The following is a 15,819-nucleotide window of genomic DNA, read 5'->3' as shown; positions in this document are numbered from 1 at the left end:
TCCGGCGTTGCGGTTTCCTGCTGGCTCTGGTGTGATCGCGCCGCGCCAGTCGGGGAAGTGTGATGAAGAAGCGTTGGATTGGTTTGGTCGTTGTCGCCCTGGTGGGCGCGGCGACGGCGGTCTATTTCCTCAAGCCGGTGGCGGGCCCCGAGCGGGACCTGACGCTGGTGGGCGATGCGACGCGCGGCGACTATGTGATGCGTTTGGCAGGTTGTGTTGCCTGCCACACCGATGCCGCGGCCGGCGGAATTGAACTAGCCGGCGGGGCAGGGCTCGAAACGGCTTTTGGCACCTTCGTGCCGCCCAATATTACTTCCGACCCGAAGGCCGGTATCGGCACCTGGACGCTGGAGCAGTTTTCGGACGCGCTCAGCAACGGCATGGGGCCGCAGGGGCATCTCTATCCTGCCTTCCCTTATGAAAACTATGCACTGATGAGCGACCAGGATGTGGTCGATCTCTATGCGGCGCTGATGAAGACCCAGCCGTCTCCGGCCCCGGCAGCCGAAAGTTCGGTGCCGTTTCCGTTCAATGTGCGGTTGATCATGGCGGGGTGGAAGAATCTCTTTTTCTCGCCGCGGCGGTTCGAGCCCGAAGCGGGGAAGGACGAGGTCTATAATCGCGGCAAATATCTCGCCATGGGGCCGGCGCATTGCGTTGCCTGCCATACGCCGCGCAATGCGCTTGGGGCGCTCGAATGGGATCGGGCCTTTGCTGGCTCGCCCGGGGGCACGGGTGGCAAGGCTCCGCCATTGACGCGCGAAGCACTGGTCGCAGAGGGTTATGACGTGGCGATGCTGGCGCAGACGCTGAAGGACGGCTTTACGCCGGGGTTTGACGTGCTCGGCGGGCCGATGGGCGAGGTGATTGCAGATTCAACCTCGTTCTGGACGGACGAGGATCTGAATGCGGTGGCGACGTATCTGATGGCGGAGTGAGGCTACTGACCCTCGAACTCAGCTCTGGCGTTGCGGGCAGAATGTAGGACGCGCAGAACGTAAACTGCGTCCGGTGTGAGCCGATAGTAGATGACATAATTGTCGAGTGGGATGGCCCTGATGCCGTCACCGAGTTCCGGTCGCAATTGGCCCGATTCTGGAAACTCACCGGCCCGTTGGCCGACCGCCAGGATGGCGTCGAGCAGTCTGTCCGCTGCGCGGATGCTGTCGTTGGCTATGTAGAGCCAGATGTCCTGTCGGTCCTGTTTGGCTGCAAAACTCTCGCGGACCTCAAGCGGCATTTGATTTCGCGCGCTCGGCGAGGATTCGACGACCTTCCGCTTTAATCTCCTCGATATCCATCGGCCCTGCATCGCCGCTGTCGATGCCTTCCTGGATAGCCTTCTTCAGCTCAGCGAGCTTCCATTCCCGCAGGGCTTCGCGCTCTTCCATAAGGCGCAGGCCGTCGCGCAGGACTTCGCTGATGCTGGCATAGCGGCCGGAAGCGACGAGCTTCTTGGCAAAGGCTTCGTAGTGGTCGCCGAGGGAATAGCTGGATGGCATGGCTCTTACTCCGAAATTATCAATTTATGATAGGATCGGAGGGTGTTGCTGACAAGGTCAGAGGGTGCTCAAAGAAGAGGCGGGCTGCTTGGCCCGCCTCTTCTGTCTCTCAGGCGCTGTAGGCCTTCACGTTCTGTTTTTGCTCGCCGAGGCCTTCGATGCCCAGGTGCATGACGTTGCCGGGCTTGAGCCAGACGGGCTCAGGCTTGATGCCCATGCCGACGCCTGGGGGGTGCCGGTGGTGATGACGTCACCGGGCTGCAGGCTCATGAACTGGCTGACATAGGAGACGACCTTGGCGACGCCAAAGATCATCGTCTTGGTGGAGCCGTTCTGGTAGCGGTGGCCGTCGACTTCGAGCCACATGGAGAGGTTCTGCGGGTCCGCGACCTCGTCCTTGGTGACGAGCCAGGGGCCGATGGGCCCAAAAGTGTCGGCACCCTTGCCCTTGTCCCAGGTGCCGCCGCGCTCGGTCTGGAAGTGGCGTTCGGAGACGTCGTTGCAGACGCAATAGCCGGCCACGTGGTCGAAGGCATCGGCCTCTTCGACATAACGGGCTTCCTTGCCGATGACGATGGCGAGTTCGACTTCCCAGTCCGGCTTGATGGCGTTCTTGGGGATGATGACATCGTCATTGGGGCCGATGATGGCGCTGGTGGCCTTCATGAAGATGATCGGTTCGGCCGGGATCGGTGCGCCGGTTTCGGCGGCGTGGTCGGCATAGTTGAGGCCGATGCAGATGAATTTGCCGACATTGGCGACGCAGGGTCCGATGCGCTCGGACGCGTCCAGCTTGGGCAGGAGGTCGATGTCGGTCGCAGCGATCTTGGCGAGGCCTTCGGGAAGAAGGGTCGAGCCGCCGATATCGGCGACGACGCCGGAAAGGTCACGAATCGAGCCGTCCCTAGCGATGATGGCGGGCTTTTCCGACCCTTTTGGGCCAACGCGAAGCAGTTTCATGGGGCAGGGCTCCTCTTTCTCTGGCCTCGCTGATAGAGGCTAACATGTTAGTCTGTCGAGTGCGACTTTCGCCGATCCCGTTCGTTTGTCAGGATTTTGGGCGGATGATGCCCTTCTTGAGCAGGATATTGCCGTAGAGCCGGGTTTCGCCGGACTGGATGACGGCGGCGGCCTTTTTGGCGCGATCGTAGAAGGCAAAGCGCTCCACGGTCGAAAAGTGCATGGCCGGCTCGTGGCGCGTGATGATCTCTTGAAAGTCGTCGTAGATGGGCTGGCGGGCGTGGGGATCGCCGACGACGGCCATGCCGATGGCGGCCTGGTCGACAAAATCGTCGAGCGGCATGACGGTGAGGACGGCATCGAGCAGGTCGGTGGCCGAAATGCCGTCGGCGCGGTGGACCTGGGGCCCAAGGAATTCAGCGGGGAAATTGGCGTCGGCGATGACGATCTCGTCCCCATGGCCCATGGCGCGCAGGGTGGCGAGCAGTTCCGGGCCGAGTAGCGGCGGAATGTTTTTCAGCATTTTGGTCTCCAAAAGTCTTTGTTGTTTGGCGCGTCGATCACTCGCCGGGGCGACAATCGAGATCGTGACGGCGCCTGAGGCATTGTTCGAACCGCTCAGCCGAAGGGGAAATAATCGGCGTCGAGTACTGTTTCGGCGCCGTCGGCAAAGATGCCGGGATTGTCCTGGGCGAATGCAAAAAGCTCGACCATGACGGCGTCGATATGGGCGCGGATGGCGGCAATGGCCTGGGGCGTGTTGCCGGCGACGATGCCGTCGAGAATCGCCTGGTGTTCGGCGATGGTCAAAGCGAGGCGGCGTGGAGTGATGATCATGCGGCGGGCGCGGTCGAGATTGGCGCGGGCCTTGTCGATGATCGCCTTGACCTTGGTCATGCGCATGGTGCGGAAGATGATGTCATGGAAGGCGACGTCGATCTGGTGGAAGGTTTCGGCATCGTCGCGGGCGGCGGCATCGCGCTGCTCGGCCATATTGGCGTGTAGCGCCTCGATCACCTCGGCATCGTGCTTGCCGATGAGGACGCGCAGGGCTTCGCTTTCTAGGCCCTTGCGGATCAGCATGTATTCGCGGACATCGGCAATCTTTACGAGCGACACGGTCGAGCCGCGCTGGGGGGCGATGTCGACAAGGCCTTCTTCGGCGAGGCGGGCAAAGGCTTCGCTGACCGGGAAGCGGGACACTTCGAACTGGGCGCAGATGGCCGACTTGTCGAGGACCGCTCCGGGGGGCAAGGCCAGGGTGACGATGGCCTGACGCAGGGCCTGCGTGACCTCGGCGGTCACATTGCCGCGCGTCAGGGTCGGAGGCCGTGTCAAAAAAGAATAGGAACTTGTATGGTTGTTCATGCTAACATGTTAGTTAGTGTGCAGCCGTACCGCAATGGCCCCAATCTGACTGCGATGCGGAACGGCGTAAAGCACGAGTTGAGACCCCATACCGCCGGAATGACGCCGATGTCCGAGACCATGACCCGCCCGCAAGGCAAGACCCTGACGCTCAATAGCGCTGACAATATCGCCGTGGCGCTGGCCAATCTCGATGTCGGCACCGAAACGGCACAGGGCGTTTCTATCGTTCGCCGCGTGCCGCGAGGGCACAAGTTTTCTGTGCGTCCGATTGCTGCGGGCGAGGCGATTGTCAAATTTGGGCAGATCATCGGCTTTGCCAAGGAAGGCATTCCGGCCGGCGATTGGGTGCATGAGCATAATTGCGGCATGGGCGGGCCGGACGGCACGCTGGAGCATGACTATGCTTTTGCCCAGGGCGTGGTGCCGGTCGAGTTTCTGACTGGCGCCAATCAGGCGACGTTCCAGGGTTTCCGCCGGTCCAACGGCAAGGTGGGGACGCGCAACTATATCGGTATCCTGACCTCGGTGAATTGTTCGGCGACCGTGGCAAAATTCATGGCGCAGGCGATCAATAATTCGGGCGTTTTGGACGACTATCCCGAGATCGACGGCATCATTCCGTTCGTGCATGGCACCGGTTGCGCCATGGACAACCAGGGTGAGGGCTATCAGATCCTGCGGCGCACGCAGTGGGGTTATACGGCCAATCCAAATCTCGGGGCGGCGCTGCTGGTGGGCCTCGGCTGCGAAGTGTTCCAGATCGAGCGGATGAAGCAGTCCTATGGCATGACGGAAACGGATACGTTCCGCACCATGACCATTCAGGAGATCGGCGGCACGGCCAAGATGATCGAGTGGGGTGTCGAAAAAAATCAAGGAAATGCTGCCGATTGCCGCCAAGGCACGGCGCGAAACAATTCCGGCTTCGGAACTGACGCTGGCGCTGCAGTGCGGCGGGTCCGATGGCTATTCGGGGATCACCGCCAATCCGGCGCTCGGTGTTGCCGCCGATATTCTGGTGCGCAATGGCGGCACGGCGATCCTGTCGGAAACGCCGGAGATTTATGGCGCCGAGCATTTGCTTACCCGCCGCGCGGTCAATCGCGAAGTGGGCGAAAAGCTGATTTCGCGTATCAAGTGGTGGGAGGATTATACCCAGCGCAATGGTGGCGAGATGAACAACAATCCCTCGCCGGGCAACAAGGCGGGCGGGTTGACCACGATCCTTGAAAAGTCACTGGGTGCGGCGGCCAAGGGTGGCACCTCGCCGCTGACGGCGGTTTATGAATATGCCGAGCCGGTCAATGAGAAGGGCTTTGTGTTCATGGATACGCCCGGCTTCGATCCGGTTTCGGCGACGGGCCAGGTGGCGGGTGGTGCCAATATCCTGGCGTTCACGACGGGCCGCGGCTCGGCCTATGGCTGCAAGCCGGTGCCGTCGATCAAGCTCGCAACCAATTCAGAGCTTTATGGCCGCATGACTGACGATATGGACGTCAATTGCGGGGATATCGTCGAGGGCGTTTCCATCGAGGACAAGGGGCAGGAGATTTTTGATCTCATGCTGCGCGTGGCCTCGGGCGAGCAGACCAAGTCGGAAAAGCTCGGTTATGGGGACAATGAGTTTGTGCCCTGGCAGGTTGGGGCGGTGATGTAGGGCCCCGTCCTTACCCGATAGCCTACTCCATCACGGTGTCATTCCCGCGAAAGCGGGAATCTCCGTTACGGACGATCAAAGAGAGATTCCCGCTTTCGCGGGAATGACGCCGAGTGGGTGGCGAGCTACTGCTCGCCTTCGTTCGCTGGTTCGGCGCTCGGGTCGATGCCCACCCCAAAAGCGTCGACGCGGCCGATTGGGGCGGCCATCAGTTCTTCGAGGGGAAAACCGGTGTCGGAAGCTGGCTGCGGCGCGGCCACAAGCAGGTCGGCGGCGCGCTGCGGGGCGCGGCTGATCGGGACGACAGCGCCAGCAACTTCGAGAAGGCGCGTCTGGCCCTGGCCCTGATAGGGCGGGCGGAGCATGGCTGCGGCATCGGTGCCGAGAAGTGGGTCGGCCACGGCAACCGTGATACCACCGCCGCGATAGAAGGTGCGGATGGACTGGCTGATATAGAAGGCCAGCTTGTCGGCGCCGGCGGTCGAGAAGTGAATGCCGTCATCTTTGCGCATGCGGGCGTTCTGGCCGTTCACGTCGGGGCCTTGGGACGAATATTTGCCGTCTTCGCCTAGAAAACGCTCGTAGATATCGAGATATTCGGCGCCGCCCGAAAAGGCGGCCATCTTGAAGAGGGCGCTGATCTGGCTCATGGCGGCGGAATATTCCGATTTCGACATGGGTGGCAGGCCGACCCAGATCACCGGCTTTCGGGCGGCGCGGAGCTGGCCGAGGAAATCGTTGAGGCGGGCCTGATAGGCCGCCGTCCATTGCGGGGTCAACGAATTGTAGGACTGTCCGTCGACGCGGATTTCCTGCCGGTCGTTGACGCCGATGATGACAATGGCGAGGTCAAAACTGTCGGCGGCGATCTGCTCGCCGATGGTCTTGTTCCAATTGAAATAGTCGTCGCGCACGAAGCCCGAGGAGCCGACGCCTTGGTTGAGGACCAGGAGATTGGGGTCTTCGGCGTAAAAGCGTTCGAGCGCCTTGGCGAGGTCAACGGCGAGGGAATCGCCGAAGACGGCGAGACGCGTGGCGTTCTCGGCCTTTTCGACCTGCGGCTTTGGCGGGGGCAGGGCAGCGGGGGCGGCCTGGCGCGGCTGGGTCTGCTGCACCGGGGGTGGAGCCTGCTGAGGTTCGTCTCCGAAGAGAACGTCGAACAGGGTGCGGCGCTTCTGCTGTTGGGCGACCTCGATGCGGGTTTCTGCCTGCGCGAAAGCCGGCGCCACTTCCACCGTGGCGAAGAGGGCAATCAGCAAAAGGGCAAAAATACGCTTCATGGCTCGGTCCGAAATCTTCTTTCGGTCTAGGGTTTGAGTATTTCACGTGATGACGGGCTGCAAACGCCGGTTTTCTGCGCTTCCGGTGCTCACGTACCAAACGTACGCTGCGCGCCGGTTCTCGAAAACCGACGCTTTCGCCTCGTCCTGACGTGAAACCCTCCAAACCCTAACAGACAGAGGTCAACAAAACCATGCGCTCGCCATGGCGTTACCGTGTGGCGCTGGAGAGGGCTTCGGCGGCGGCGCGCGTAATAAAACCGTCGGCGATCTCGCCGCGCGCGGCCTGGAAACGGGCATAGGCGGCCTGGGTGATCGGGCCGAGACGGCCATCAACGGCGCCGTCATAGAGCCCGAGTGCCTTGAGCGACTGCTGGATCGACTGGCGCTGGGCAATATTGGGGAAGGCGGTGTCGCGCGGCCAGGGCGTGACATAACCGCCGCCGCCCTTGAGGCGGTCGGTCAGGTGGGCCACGGCCATGGCGTAGCTGTCTGAGAAATTATAGCCCTTCAGGACCAGATAATTGCCAGTCATCAGGAATTTGGGGCCGTTATGGCCGGTCGGGACGTAGAGGAAGACCGGTGTGTTGGGATTTGAAAAGGGGCGACCGGAGACGCGGGTTATGCCGCGTTCGGCGAAGAAGCTGATGGGGCGGAGCTGGTCGCGGGTGGCGAGGAGGTAGTCGAAGTTTTGCGGGACTTCCACCTCAAAACCCCAATCCATGCCGGGCTGATAGCCGAGGTCGAGCAGGAATTTGGCTGAGGTGGCGAGCGCATCGGCGAGGGAATTGTGGAGGTCGACGCGGCCGTCGCCATCTCCGTCGGCGCCATGAGCGATGACATTGGTGGGATTGACCTGGAGGTGACCGATGGCGCCGGCCCAGGAGCCGATGGGGGACGTGCCGCCATTGCTTTCGGCGAGGCGCAGGGCGGCGAAGAAGTCGGCCTTGTCTTCGGCATAGCGGGTGCGGCGCTGGAAGGTGACTGTGGCCAGCGAGCGGACGATGGGGCGGATCAGGTCGGCATTGCCGAGCACGGCGCCATAATCGGTCTCGATGCCCCAGATGGCGCCGAGCAAATAGGGATCGACGCCAAAGTGCTGGCCAATGGTTGAAAAGAGCTGGGCGTTGCGCTCGAGGGCGGCCAGGCCGCGGGAGATGCGGCCGGAATTGACGCGGGTTTCGATATAGTCCCAGACCGGGGTGGTGAACTCGGGCTGGGTTTCGACGAGTTTTGGGACGCGCGGATCGGGCGTGAGGCCCGTTGTCAGCGCGTCATAGGCGGAGGCGCTGACGCCTGATGCGACAGCCTCGGGTTTGAGGCTGGCCAGAAAACCGGAAAAGTCTGATTGCGCCAGTGCCGGGCTGGTCATCAGCAAGACGAGCAGGGCGGCGAAGCGGCGCATGGTAAGCAAACCTCAGCGGTTGCGGGTCATCAGGTGGCGTTCCCAGGCATAGGCGGTTTCGACGATTTCGTTGAGATCGTCATGCTGGGGCTTCCAGCCAAGGAGAGCGCGGACCTTTTGGCCGGTGGCGGTGATCGAGGCGGGGTCGCCGGCGCGGCGCGGGCCTTCGTCGGCGCGGAAATTGATGCCCGAGACTTTTCGCACGGTCTCGACCACTTCGCGCACGGAATAGCCCTGGCCGTAGGCGCAGTTGAGCGTGGTGCTTTCGCCGCCTTTTCGCAAATGGTTGAGCAAGAGGGCGTGGGCAGCGATCAGGTCGGTGACGTGGATATAATCGCGCACGCAGGTGCCGTCGGGCGTTTCATAGTCGGTGCCAAAGATGTCCATCTTTTCGCGCTGGCCGAGCGCGGTCTGGCAGGCGACCTTGATGAGATGGGTGGCGAGCGGGGTCGACTGGCCCGAACGCTTTTGTGGGTCGGCGCCGGCGACGTTGAAATAGCGCAGCACGCCAAAGGTGATGGGGTGTGCCGCAGCGACGTCAGCCAGCATCCACTCGGTCATGAGTTTGGAGCGGCCATAGGGCGACATCGGGTTGAGGGGCGTATCTTCCACCACGGGCGCGAGGCCGGTCATGCCGTAAACGGCGGCGGTCGAGGAGAAGATGAAGTGCTTGACGCCGCCCTTAACGGCTGCCTCGATGAGATTGCGCGAGGTGGCGGTGTTGTTGGCGTAATATTTTAGCGGATTGGTTACCGATTCAGGAACGACAATCGAACCTGCGAAATGAATGATTTCGGTGATGCCGTATTTTTCGATAAGGCTGACGACGAAGTCGATATCGCCTGCATTGCCTTGTACAAATTGCGCCCGGCCGTCTATGGCCCAGTCGAAGCCCGTGACCAGATTGTCGAGGACAACCACGTCCTGTCCGGCATCGGCCAGATTGAGAACCATGTGGCTGCCGATGTAACCTGCTCCACCTGTGACCAAAACCGTCATTGGCCGTACTCCCGCCGCAAAAGCCCTTTTGTTGTGCAAGGATATGTAACAGATGTCGATTTAGGTCTACGCCTAAGTTCCGAATAACCAAGCAAGGGAATAATCCGTGTCCAAACGCGTCCGCACTGCCGTCTTTCCTGTCGCCGGCCTGGGAACCCGTTTCCTGCCTGCCACCAAGGCGATGCCGAAGGAGATGCTGACCGTGGTGGACCGGCCGCTGATCCAGTATGCGGTGGATGAGGCGCGTGAGGCAGGTATCGAGCATTTCGTTTTCGTCACCGGCCGCAACAAGGGCGTCATCGAGGACCATTTCGATCGTCAGTTCGAGCTGGAAACGACGCTGGAAGTGCGCGGCAAGGACGAAGCCCTGCGCGAACTCCAGAAGGATCTGCCTTCTGCCGGACGCACCAGCTTTACCCGCCAGCAGGAGCCGCTTGGCCTGGGGCACGCCGTCTGGTGTGCCAGGGATATCGTTGGGGACAATCCCTTCGCGCTGCTGCTGCCGGATATGCTCTTCAAGGGTGAGCCGGGTGTTTTGAAGCAAATGATGGATGCCTATGAGGAAACCGGCGGCAATGTCATTGCGGTGGAAGAAGTGCCGCATGACGAGGTTTCGTCCTATGGCGTCATCGGGCGTGGCGAGGGGCCAGATACGGGTTTCAACCTGACGGAAATGGTGGAGAAGCCCAAGAAGGAAGACGCGCCCTCAAACCTGATCATTTCGGGCCGCTATATCCTGCAGCCGGAAATCTTCTCGCTGCTCGCCGAACAGACCAAGGGCGCAGGCGGGGAAATCCAGCTCACCGACGCCATGCAAACCCTGATGCACCAGCAGAGTTTTACCGGCGTCAAATATGTCGGCAAGAGCTTTGACTGCGGTTCGAAGATCGGCTTCCTGACGGCAAACGTCGTCTATGCGCTGGAGCGTGACGATATTCGTCCCGGCTTTATTCGGGAACTGCGCAAGCTCGACCTCGAAGAGCAGCTCTGAGCGCGATCAACGCGCGATCGTGACGCCCAGGCTCACCTGATGGGTCTGGGTGTTGCCGTTGGAATTGTCGGTATTGCCGTAGCCGTAATCGGCATTCAGGCTTGTATGGGCATTGAAGACATAGTCGGCGCCCGCGCCGAGGCCGAGGCGGCGTTCGGTGGTGCCGGTGCCGACGAGTTCGGACTGGCTCCAATTGGCCGAGGCACGCAGCCGCAGCCAGGTGTTGACCGTGTATTGGGCACTGGTGGATGCGGTGTACTGGATGCGGGCATTGCCCGGATTGTCGGCGCCGGCCGGGGCCAGCGCGGTTTCGAGGCCGGCAGTCACTGTCACCGTTGAATCAGGCGTATAGCTGATTTCAGCGCCATAGAGCTGGGCGCGGATGGCGCCGAGCGTGGCTTCGTCAAAGACGCGTTCGCCGATGCCGACCGAGGCATTGGCCGACCAGATATTGTTCCACTGGCCGGCGACACCGGCGCGCAGCGAGCGGTTGGTGGCGTTGGGATAGGTACCGAGGCTGGCCGTCGGCGAATCGAAAATGTCGCGCTGCACTTCGCCTTCCCCAAAAACTTCGAGAATGGGCGTGATCTGGTAGCCGAGCCGGAGATTGGCGCTGGCGGCCCAGTAGTTCTGCTCGGAATTGTCGGTGAGGCCGGTATCGGTGCGGTTGGTCGGGCCATAGGAGGTGCGCTGCACGCCGGCGCCGAGCCCGAGATTGAACCTTCCGAACTGGCGCGTGACGCCGACTTCGGCGCCGCCGGTGAAGACCTGCGGCGGGGTGATGATCGCTGGCGAGAGACCTGCAGTGCCCGGCAGGTCCTGGGTGAGGCCAATATTGGCGGAGGCCGAGGCGGTGGTGACCGAATCGATCGGCGCGGAGCCCGAAATGGACAGGGTACCCGAGGCGAGGGTCGGCAGGTTCTGGCCGCCGGTCTTGGCGATATCGGCGCTGCCATCGACCACGATGGTGGCGATGCCACCGGCATGGGTATAGCTGAAGCGCGGCAAGACGTGGGTGACGAAACTGCCCGTGCCGTTGGAATTGAGATAGGTGCCGCGCAGGCCGACGGACCAGTCTAGCGGGGCGCTTTCGCTCGTTTCGGGGCCCACTGCAAATTCGGGCGGGACGGGCTGGGCCGGGTAAACGCCTGGGCGGAGGCGGGCATTGGCCAGGGTCGGGTCGGAAACGGTCTGGCGCGTGGGCGCGGTGACGCTGGCGGTGGTGGTCTCGTCAACCGGATCGGTCGCAACCAAGGCGGGCGCAGCAAAAGCCGTGCCGGCCATGAGGCCGACAACCAGGCCCAGGGCCAGGCTCATGGTGTGCTGCGACAAAGGCAAACCGCGCTCCGAAAGGACAGGGGCGGACAGGAGCCCCGCGCGCGATCCTTTCAGCTTATGGTTAACGAATGCTTGCCTTGTGTTTCAAATCGCTTCGACAAGCAGGACCGCACCTTCGCTACCGACGATGCGGATGCGTTGTCCCGCCGGCAGGTCGGGGCCAGAAATGCGCCAGATGGTGTCGCCCAGGGTCAGGCGGCCGAAGCCCCCGGCAATGGGTTGTTCGAGCACGGCTTCGTGGCCGATGAAACTGTCGCCGCGGCGGTTGAGATAGGGGCGGTCGGACTGGCGGGGACGGCTGCGACTCCAGCGCGTCCAGAGGACGATGGCGACCAGAGCCAGGACACCGAACATGAGCCACTGGAAGGGCCAGGCAATGGGCTGGAACAGGACCACCAGCCCGGTGATCAGCCCGGCGATGCCCAACCAGAGGAGGTAGCCTCCGGGCACGAAGAGTTCGAGCGAGAGGAGAATGAGCCCGGCGATGATCCAGGCCCAGGGGGGCATTGGCGGCGAGGAACTCGATGAGCACCATGGATCGCCCCTCGGCTAGAACTGGCCGGGTTCGCGCGGCGGCTGGCCTGCCGTAGGCGGACGCGACGTCGGGCGGGCTGCTGCCGTCGGGCCGCCGCCGCCAAAAGCCTCGCGGGCGATTTCGCCAATGCCGCTAATAGCGCCGATGACGCTCGATGCCTCGACCGGCAGCATCAGCACCTTCTGGTTGGGGGAGGTCGCGATCTTGCCCAGTGCCTCAATGTAGTTATTGGCGACGAAATAGTTGATGGCCTGGACATTGCCCGAGGCGATGGCGTCGGAAACCATCTGGGTGGCCCGGGCTTCCGCCTCGGCGGAGCGTTCGCGCGCCTCGGCATCGCGGAAGGCGGCTTCCTTGCGGCCTTCGGCTTCGAGCACCTGGGCCTGCTTTTCGCCTTCGGCCTTGAGAATGGCGGCCTGGCGGCTGCCTTCGGCTTCGAGAATGGTGGCGCGCTTTTCGCGCTCGGCCTTCATCTGCCGGCCCATGGATTCAACGAGATCCTTGGGTGGATCGATGTCCTTGATCTCGATGCGGGTGATTTTCACGCCCCAGGGCGAAACGGCCGTATCGACGACGCGCAGCAAGCGTTCGTTGATCTCGTCGCGATGGCTCAAAAGTTCGTCGAGGTCCATCGAACCCATGACCGTACGGATATTGGTCATGGTGAGATTGAGAATGGCGTTTTCGAGATTGGTCACCTCATAGGCGGCCGCTGCAGCATCGAGGATCTGGTAGAAGGTCACGCCATTGGCGGTCACCGTGGCGTTGTCGCGGGTGATGACTTCCTGGTGGGGGACGTCGAGCACCTGTTCCATGACGTTGATCTTCTTGCCGATCGTGTCGATGAAGGGAATGATCAGGTTAAGGCCCGGCTTGAGGGTGCGGGTATATTTGCCGAAGCGTTCGACGGTGTAATTGTAGCCCTGCGGGATGGTCTTGGCGCCGGCAAACAGCACCAGGATAAGCAGGATGCCGAGGCCGATCAGCGTGACGCTGAGGCCATCGAGAGTGAAGCCGTCGAATTCCATGATGCGATCTCCTCTTGCGGGCCCGGCAATATGTACGGTCGCTCAGCGACATAGGCAACCTTGCATGGTCTCGGTGCGCTTTTTTGCGCGGCGGGCTTGCAGGAAAGAGGGCTTGGGCCTAACCCTTCGACGAAGTTTTCCGCAGCCTTTTTGGAAGTGATGCTCATGCCGCAGGACGCAAACGCCATTCGTTCCATTCTCTCGCTGGCGCCCGTCGTGCCCGTCATCATTCTCGATGACGTTTCTCAGGCGCGGCCCTTGGCCGAGGCGCTGGTGGCTGGCGGTTTGCCAGTGCTGGAAGTGACGCTGCGCACGCCCAATGCACTCAAGGTCATGGAAGAGATGGCCAAGGTGACTGGCGCCATCGTTGGCTCGGGCACGGTGCGGCATGCCGCGCATATGAAGGCATCGGTGGATGCCGGTTGCCGCTTCATAGTGTCGCCCGGTGCTTCGCCGCGCCTCCTCGATGCGGCGGACGACGTCGCCATTCCGCTGCTGCCGGGGATTGGTACCCCGACCGAAGCCATGGCCGCGGCCGAGCGGGGTTATTCGTTCCTGAAATTCTTCCCGGCCGAAGCGCTGGGTGGCGCGCCGGTCTTGAAGGCCTTTGCCTCGCCGCTGCCTGATATCACCTTCTGCCCGACCGGTGGCATCGACGTGGTCAAGGCCAAGACCTATCTGAGCCTGCCCAATGTCATCTGCGTGGGGGGCAGCTGGATCATGCCGGCCGACGCGCTGGCGAGCGGCGATTTCGCCCGCATCGAAGCGCTGGCCAAGGAAGCGAGCGCGCTGCGCGGCTAAAGCATCTGGGGGCTGGGTTAGTTTCATGAACAAGCCTGCGCCCCCTTCCGGCCTCGGCCATCTGCGGATCGTCCTCAACGACAAGGCCTATGTCGGGCCCGGCCGTGCCGATCTGCTGGAGGGAATCGCCCGGACCGGGTCCATTTCCGCCGCCGGCAAGGATATGGGCATGAGTTACAAGCGGGCGTGGGGGCTCGTGCAGGCGCTCAATGAAGGCTTTGGGCGGCCGCTGGTGGAGACGGCACGGGGTGGGGCGGCTCAGGGCGGGGCGTTTCTTACTCCGCTCGGGGAAGAAGTGCTGGCCCGCTATCGCGCCATGCAGACGGCGACAGAGGCTGCTATCGCCGATGATGTGGCGCTTCTGCGGGGGCTGATTTCCGATATATCCAGGTAAACATATCGCTTGCGTGGCAAATGGCTTTCGGCCATCGATATGGTCGATCAAACATATCGGAGGCTTCCTTGTCCCGTCTGCTGCTTTCTCTCGCCGTCGTCGCTGCCACGGCCAGTCCGGCCTTTGCCGAAACCGTCAATGTCGCCGTGGCCGCCAATTTCACCGCGGTTGCGGAACAACTGGCCGAAATCTTTGAGGCCAAGGGCGAGCATCAGGTCGAGTTGAGCTTTGGCGCAACCGGCCAGCTTTACACCCAGATCACACAGGCGGCGCCCTTCGGCATTTTCCTTGCAGCCGATGATGCCCGTCCGCAAAAGGCAATCGACGAGGGTTTTGCGGTCGATGGGACCTTTTTCATCTATGCCGAGGGCCGGCTGGTGCTTTATGCGCCGGGTCGCGACGTGAGCGATGGTGAGGCGGCACTCAAGGGCGACTTCAACAAGCTCGCCATTGCCGATCCGGCGGCCGCGCCCTACGGCAAGGCGGCGGTGGAAACCTTGACAGCGCTTGGTCTGCTTGAAACGCTGACGCCGAAACTGGTGCAGGGCGAGAACATTTCCCAGACGCTGCAATTTGTCGAAAGCGGCAATGCCGAACTGGGCTTTGTTGCGGCAAGCCAGGTGCTCGGGAAGGCCGACCAGTGGCTGGTGCCGGCAGAACTGCATGAGCCGATCGCCCAGGGCGCGGTGCTGCTCAAGACCGGCGAGACCAATCCGGCCGCTTTGGCCTTCCTTGATTTCCTCAAGTCCGATGAAGCCGTCGCGGTGATCGAAGCCTCTGGCTATTCGGTGCCATGATCGGTGGCGACCCGCTTCTCTCGGCCGTTCTGCTGACGCTGGCGCTGGCCGCCAGTGTCACTGGGGCCCTGCTGGTGGTCGGGTCGCCTCTCGCCTGGTGGTTGGCGCGCAGCCAATGGCGGGGCAAGGAAGTGGTGGGTGCCGTCGTCTCGCTGCCGCTGGTGCTGCCGCCGACCGTGCTTGGCTTTTATCTGTTGCTGGCGCTCGGGCCGAATGGTCCGGGCGGCGCAATTGCCGGGCTTTGGGGCGCGCGTACCCTGGCCTTTTCCTTTGGGGGCCTCGTCATCGGGGCCGCCATTGCCTCGCTGCCCTTCATGGTGCAGCCCCTGCGCAACGCCTTTGCCGCTATCGATGAAGACGTGATGGAGGCCGCCGATACGCTGGGGGCTTCGGCAAGGCAGCGCTTTGTGCGCGTGGCGCTGCCGCTCGCCATGCCCGGCTATCTCGTTGGCTCGATCATGGCCTTCGCCCATACGATGGGCGAGTTCGGCGTGGTGCTGATGATCGGGGGCAATATTCCGGGACAGACCAAGGTGTTGTCCATTGCCATCTATGACTTTGTCGAGCGGCTCGAATGGGAAAAGGCGCATGTCGTGGCCGGGTGCATGGTGGCTTTTGCGTTCCTTGTGATTTTCTCGACGCTTGTGCTGGGGCGCAAGGTAGCCCAGCCAATCTCGTAGACCGTTTTCTAGTCACATTGACTACTAACATGTTAGTTGCTAGGGCAGGTCGAACGCGCTTCCGGAGCCTCGGCCATGACC

Annotated in this window: 16 protein-coding genes and 2 pseudogenes; 7 read left to right on the top strand and 11 right to left on the bottom strand. The window is 62.3% G+C overall.

Annotated features, from left to right (window positions below; translation table 11 throughout):
- The first annotated feature begins 62 nt into the window (after positions 1-62).
- The gene (locus NVV77_RS15000) at positions 63-938 is read left to right on the top strand and encodes a cytochrome c (protein WP_295414660.1); all 876 of its coding nucleotides are present in this window, start codon (positions 63-65) and stop codon (positions 936-938) included.
- 2 nt (positions 939-940) lie between these two features.
- On the opposite strand, the gene NVV77_RS14995 is transcribed toward NVV77_RS15000, so the two are convergent.
- From NVV77_RS14995 to NVV77_RS14975, 5 genes and pseudogenes are all read right to left on the bottom strand, one after another.
- A complete protein-coding gene (locus NVV77_RS14995) occupies positions 941-1,240 on the bottom strand; it encodes a type II toxin-antitoxin system RelE/ParE family toxin (RefSeq protein WP_295414658.1) in 300 nt (99 codons plus the stop codon).
- Complete coding sequence (locus NVV77_RS14990) at positions 1,230-1,502, bottom strand: type II toxin-antitoxin system ParD family antitoxin (protein WP_295414656.1); 273 nt, start codon at positions 1,500-1,502, stop codon at positions 1,230-1,232. Before NVV77_RS14990 ends, NVV77_RS14995 begins: the two co-directional genes overlap by 11 nt.
- A 109-nt stretch (positions 1,503-1,611) precedes the next feature.
- Positions 1,612-2,462, bottom strand: a pseudogene (locus NVV77_RS14985) (fumarylacetoacetate hydrolase family protein).
- Positions 2,463-2,550: 88 nt separating this feature from the next.
- On the bottom strand, positions 2,551-2,985 hold the full coding sequence (locus NVV77_RS14980) for an RbsD/FucU domain-containing protein (RefSeq protein ID WP_295414654.1): 435 nt from the start codon (positions 2,983-2,985) through the stop codon (positions 2,551-2,553).
- 95 nt (positions 2,986-3,080) lie between these two features.
- Positions 3,081-3,767 (bottom strand): GntR family transcriptional regulator, encoded by a 687-nt coding sequence (locus tag NVV77_RS14975; RefSeq protein ID WP_295414652.1) that lies wholly within the window; start codon positions 3,765-3,767, stop codon positions 3,081-3,083.
- A 183-nt stretch (positions 3,768-3,950) separates the two neighbouring features.
- Between NVV77_RS14975 and NVV77_RS14970 the strand changes: the two are divergent.
- A pseudogene (locus NVV77_RS14970) lies at positions 3,951-5,490 on the top strand (UxaA family hydrolase).
- A gap of 125 nt (positions 5,491-5,615) precedes the next feature.
- On the opposite strand, the gene NVV77_RS14965 reads toward NVV77_RS14970, so the two are convergent.
- The 3 genes from NVV77_RS14965 to galE all read right to left on the bottom strand — a co-directional run bounded on the left by NVV77_RS14965 (position 5,616) and on the right by galE (position 9,174).
- The gene (locus NVV77_RS14965) at positions 5,616-6,770 is read right to left on the bottom strand and encodes a DUF459 domain-containing protein (RefSeq protein WP_295414650.1); all 1,155 of its coding nucleotides are present in this window, start codon (positions 6,768-6,770) and stop codon (positions 5,616-5,618) included.
- Positions 6,771-6,981: 211 nt separating this feature from the next.
- Complete coding sequence (locus NVV77_RS14960) at positions 6,982-8,175, bottom strand: lytic murein transglycosylase (RefSeq protein ID WP_295414648.1); 1,194 nt, start codon at positions 8,173-8,175, stop codon at positions 6,982-6,984.
- A 12-nt stretch (positions 8,176-8,187) separates the two neighbouring features.
- Positions 8,188-9,174 carry a UDP-glucose 4-epimerase GalE gene (gene galE, locus NVV77_RS14955; protein ID WP_295414646.1) on the bottom strand — a complete coding sequence of 329 codons (987 nt, stop codon included), beginning with the start codon at positions 9,172-9,174 and terminating at the stop codon, positions 8,188-8,190.
- A 106-nt stretch (positions 9,175-9,280) separates the two neighbouring features.
- Between galE and galU the strand changes: the two genes are divergently transcribed.
- Entirely contained in the window at positions 9,281-10,165 is an 885-nt protein-coding gene (gene galU / locus NVV77_RS14950; RefSeq protein WP_295414644.1) for a UTP--glucose-1-phosphate uridylyltransferase GalU, read from the top strand.
- A gap of 6 nt (positions 10,166-10,171) precedes the next feature.
- On the opposite strand, the gene NVV77_RS14945 is transcribed toward galU, so the two are convergent.
- The 3 genes from NVV77_RS14945 to NVV77_RS14935 form a co-directional block, all read right to left on the bottom strand.
- A complete protein-coding gene (locus tag NVV77_RS14945) occupies positions 10,172-11,482 on the bottom strand; it encodes a DUF5777 family beta-barrel protein (protein WP_295414642.1) in 1,311 nt (436 codons plus the stop codon).
- Between the two features lie 105 nt (positions 11,483-11,587).
- Positions 11,588-12,010, bottom strand: coding sequence for an NfeD family protein (locus tag NVV77_RS14940; RefSeq protein WP_295414640.1), 423 nt, complete (start codon positions 12,008-12,010; stop codon positions 11,588-11,590).
- Between the two features lie 42 nt (positions 12,011-12,052).
- Positions 12,053-13,066, bottom strand: coding sequence for an SPFH domain-containing protein (locus NVV77_RS14935; protein WP_295414639.1), 1,014 nt, complete (start codon positions 13,064-13,066; stop codon positions 12,053-12,055).
- Positions 13,067-13,231: 165 nt separating this feature from the next.
- On the opposite strand from NVV77_RS14935, the gene eda reads away from it, so the two are divergent.
- The 4 genes from eda to modB all read left to right on the top strand — a co-directional run bounded on the left by eda (position 13,232) and on the right by modB (position 15,738).
- Positions 13,232-13,867, top strand: a complete 636-nt coding sequence (gene eda / locus NVV77_RS14930) for a bifunctional 4-hydroxy-2-oxoglutarate aldolase/2-dehydro-3-deoxy-phosphogluconate aldolase (RefSeq protein ID WP_295414637.1) — start codon at positions 13,232-13,234, stop codon at positions 13,865-13,867.
- Between the two features lie 25 nt (positions 13,868-13,892).
- On the top strand, positions 13,893-14,261 hold the full coding sequence (locus NVV77_RS14925) for a LysR family transcriptional regulator (protein ID WP_295414635.1): 369 nt from the start codon (positions 13,893-13,895) through the stop codon (positions 14,259-14,261).
- Positions 14,262-14,329: 68 nt separating this feature from the next.
- Positions 14,330-15,058, top strand: coding sequence for a molybdate ABC transporter substrate-binding protein (gene modA / locus NVV77_RS14920; RefSeq protein ID WP_295414634.1), 729 nt, complete (start codon positions 14,330-14,332; stop codon positions 15,056-15,058).
- On the top strand, positions 15,055-15,738 hold the full coding sequence (gene modB / locus NVV77_RS14915) for a molybdate ABC transporter permease subunit (protein ID WP_295414633.1): 684 nt from the start codon (positions 15,055-15,057) through the stop codon (positions 15,736-15,738). Before modA ends, modB begins: the two co-directional genes overlap by 4 nt.
- Positions 15,739-15,819: the final 81 nt, after the last annotated feature.

It is taken from the genome of Devosia sp. (assembly GCF_024707125.1).
GTDB lineage: Bacteria > Pseudomonadota > Alphaproteobacteria > Rhizobiales > Devosiaceae > Devosia.
The sequence above is the reverse complement of the archived record's forward strand: the minus strand, read 5'-3'. Positions and strand labels throughout refer to the sequence as shown.

Coding starts and splice junctions, on each gene's coding strand:
- NVV77_RS15000 (WP_295414660.1), top strand. CDS start 63: ATGAAGAAGCGTTGGATTGGTTTGGTCGTTGTCGCCCTGGTGGGCGCG.
- NVV77_RS14995 (WP_295414658.1), bottom strand. CDS start 1,240: ATGCCGCTTGAGGTCCGCGAGAGTTTTGCAGCCAAACAGGACCGACAG.
- NVV77_RS14990 (WP_295414656.1), bottom strand. CDS start 1,502: ATGCCATCCAGCTATTCCCTCGGCGACCACTACGAAGCCTTTGCCAAG.
- NVV77_RS14980 (WP_295414654.1), bottom strand. CDS start 2,985: ATGCTGAAAAACATTCCGCCGCTACTCGGCCCGGAACTGCTCGCCACC.
- NVV77_RS14965 (WP_295414650.1), bottom strand. CDS start 6,770: ATGAAGCGTATTTTTGCCCTTTTGCTGATTGCCCTCTTCGCCACGGTG.
- NVV77_RS14960 (WP_295414648.1), bottom strand. CDS start 8,175: ATGCGCCGCTTCGCCGCCCTGCTCGTCTTGCTGATGACCAGCCCGGCA.
- galE (WP_295414646.1), bottom strand. CDS start 9,174: ATGACGGTTTTGGTCACAGGTGGAGCAGGTTACATCGGCAGCCACATG.
- NVV77_RS14945 (WP_295414642.1), bottom strand. CDS start 11,482: ATGAGCCTGGCCCTGGGCCTGGTTGTCGGCCTCATGGCCGGCACGGCT.
- NVV77_RS14940 (WP_295414640.1), bottom strand. CDS start 12,010: ATGCCCCCCTGGGCCTGGATCATCGCCGGGCTCATTCTCCTCTCGCTC.
- NVV77_RS14935 (WP_295414639.1), bottom strand. CDS start 13,066: ATGGAATTCGACGGCTTCACTCTCGATGGCCTCAGCGTCACGCTGATC.
- eda (WP_295414637.1), top strand. CDS start 13,232: ATGCCGCAGGACGCAAACGCCATTCGTTCCATTCTCTCGCTGGCGCCC.
- NVV77_RS14925 (WP_295414635.1), top strand. CDS start 13,893: ATGAACAAGCCTGCGCCCCCTTCCGGCCTCGGCCATCTGCGGATCGTC.
- modB (WP_295414633.1), top strand. CDS start 15,055: ATGATCGGTGGCGACCCGCTTCTCTCGGCCGTTCTGCTGACGCTGGCG.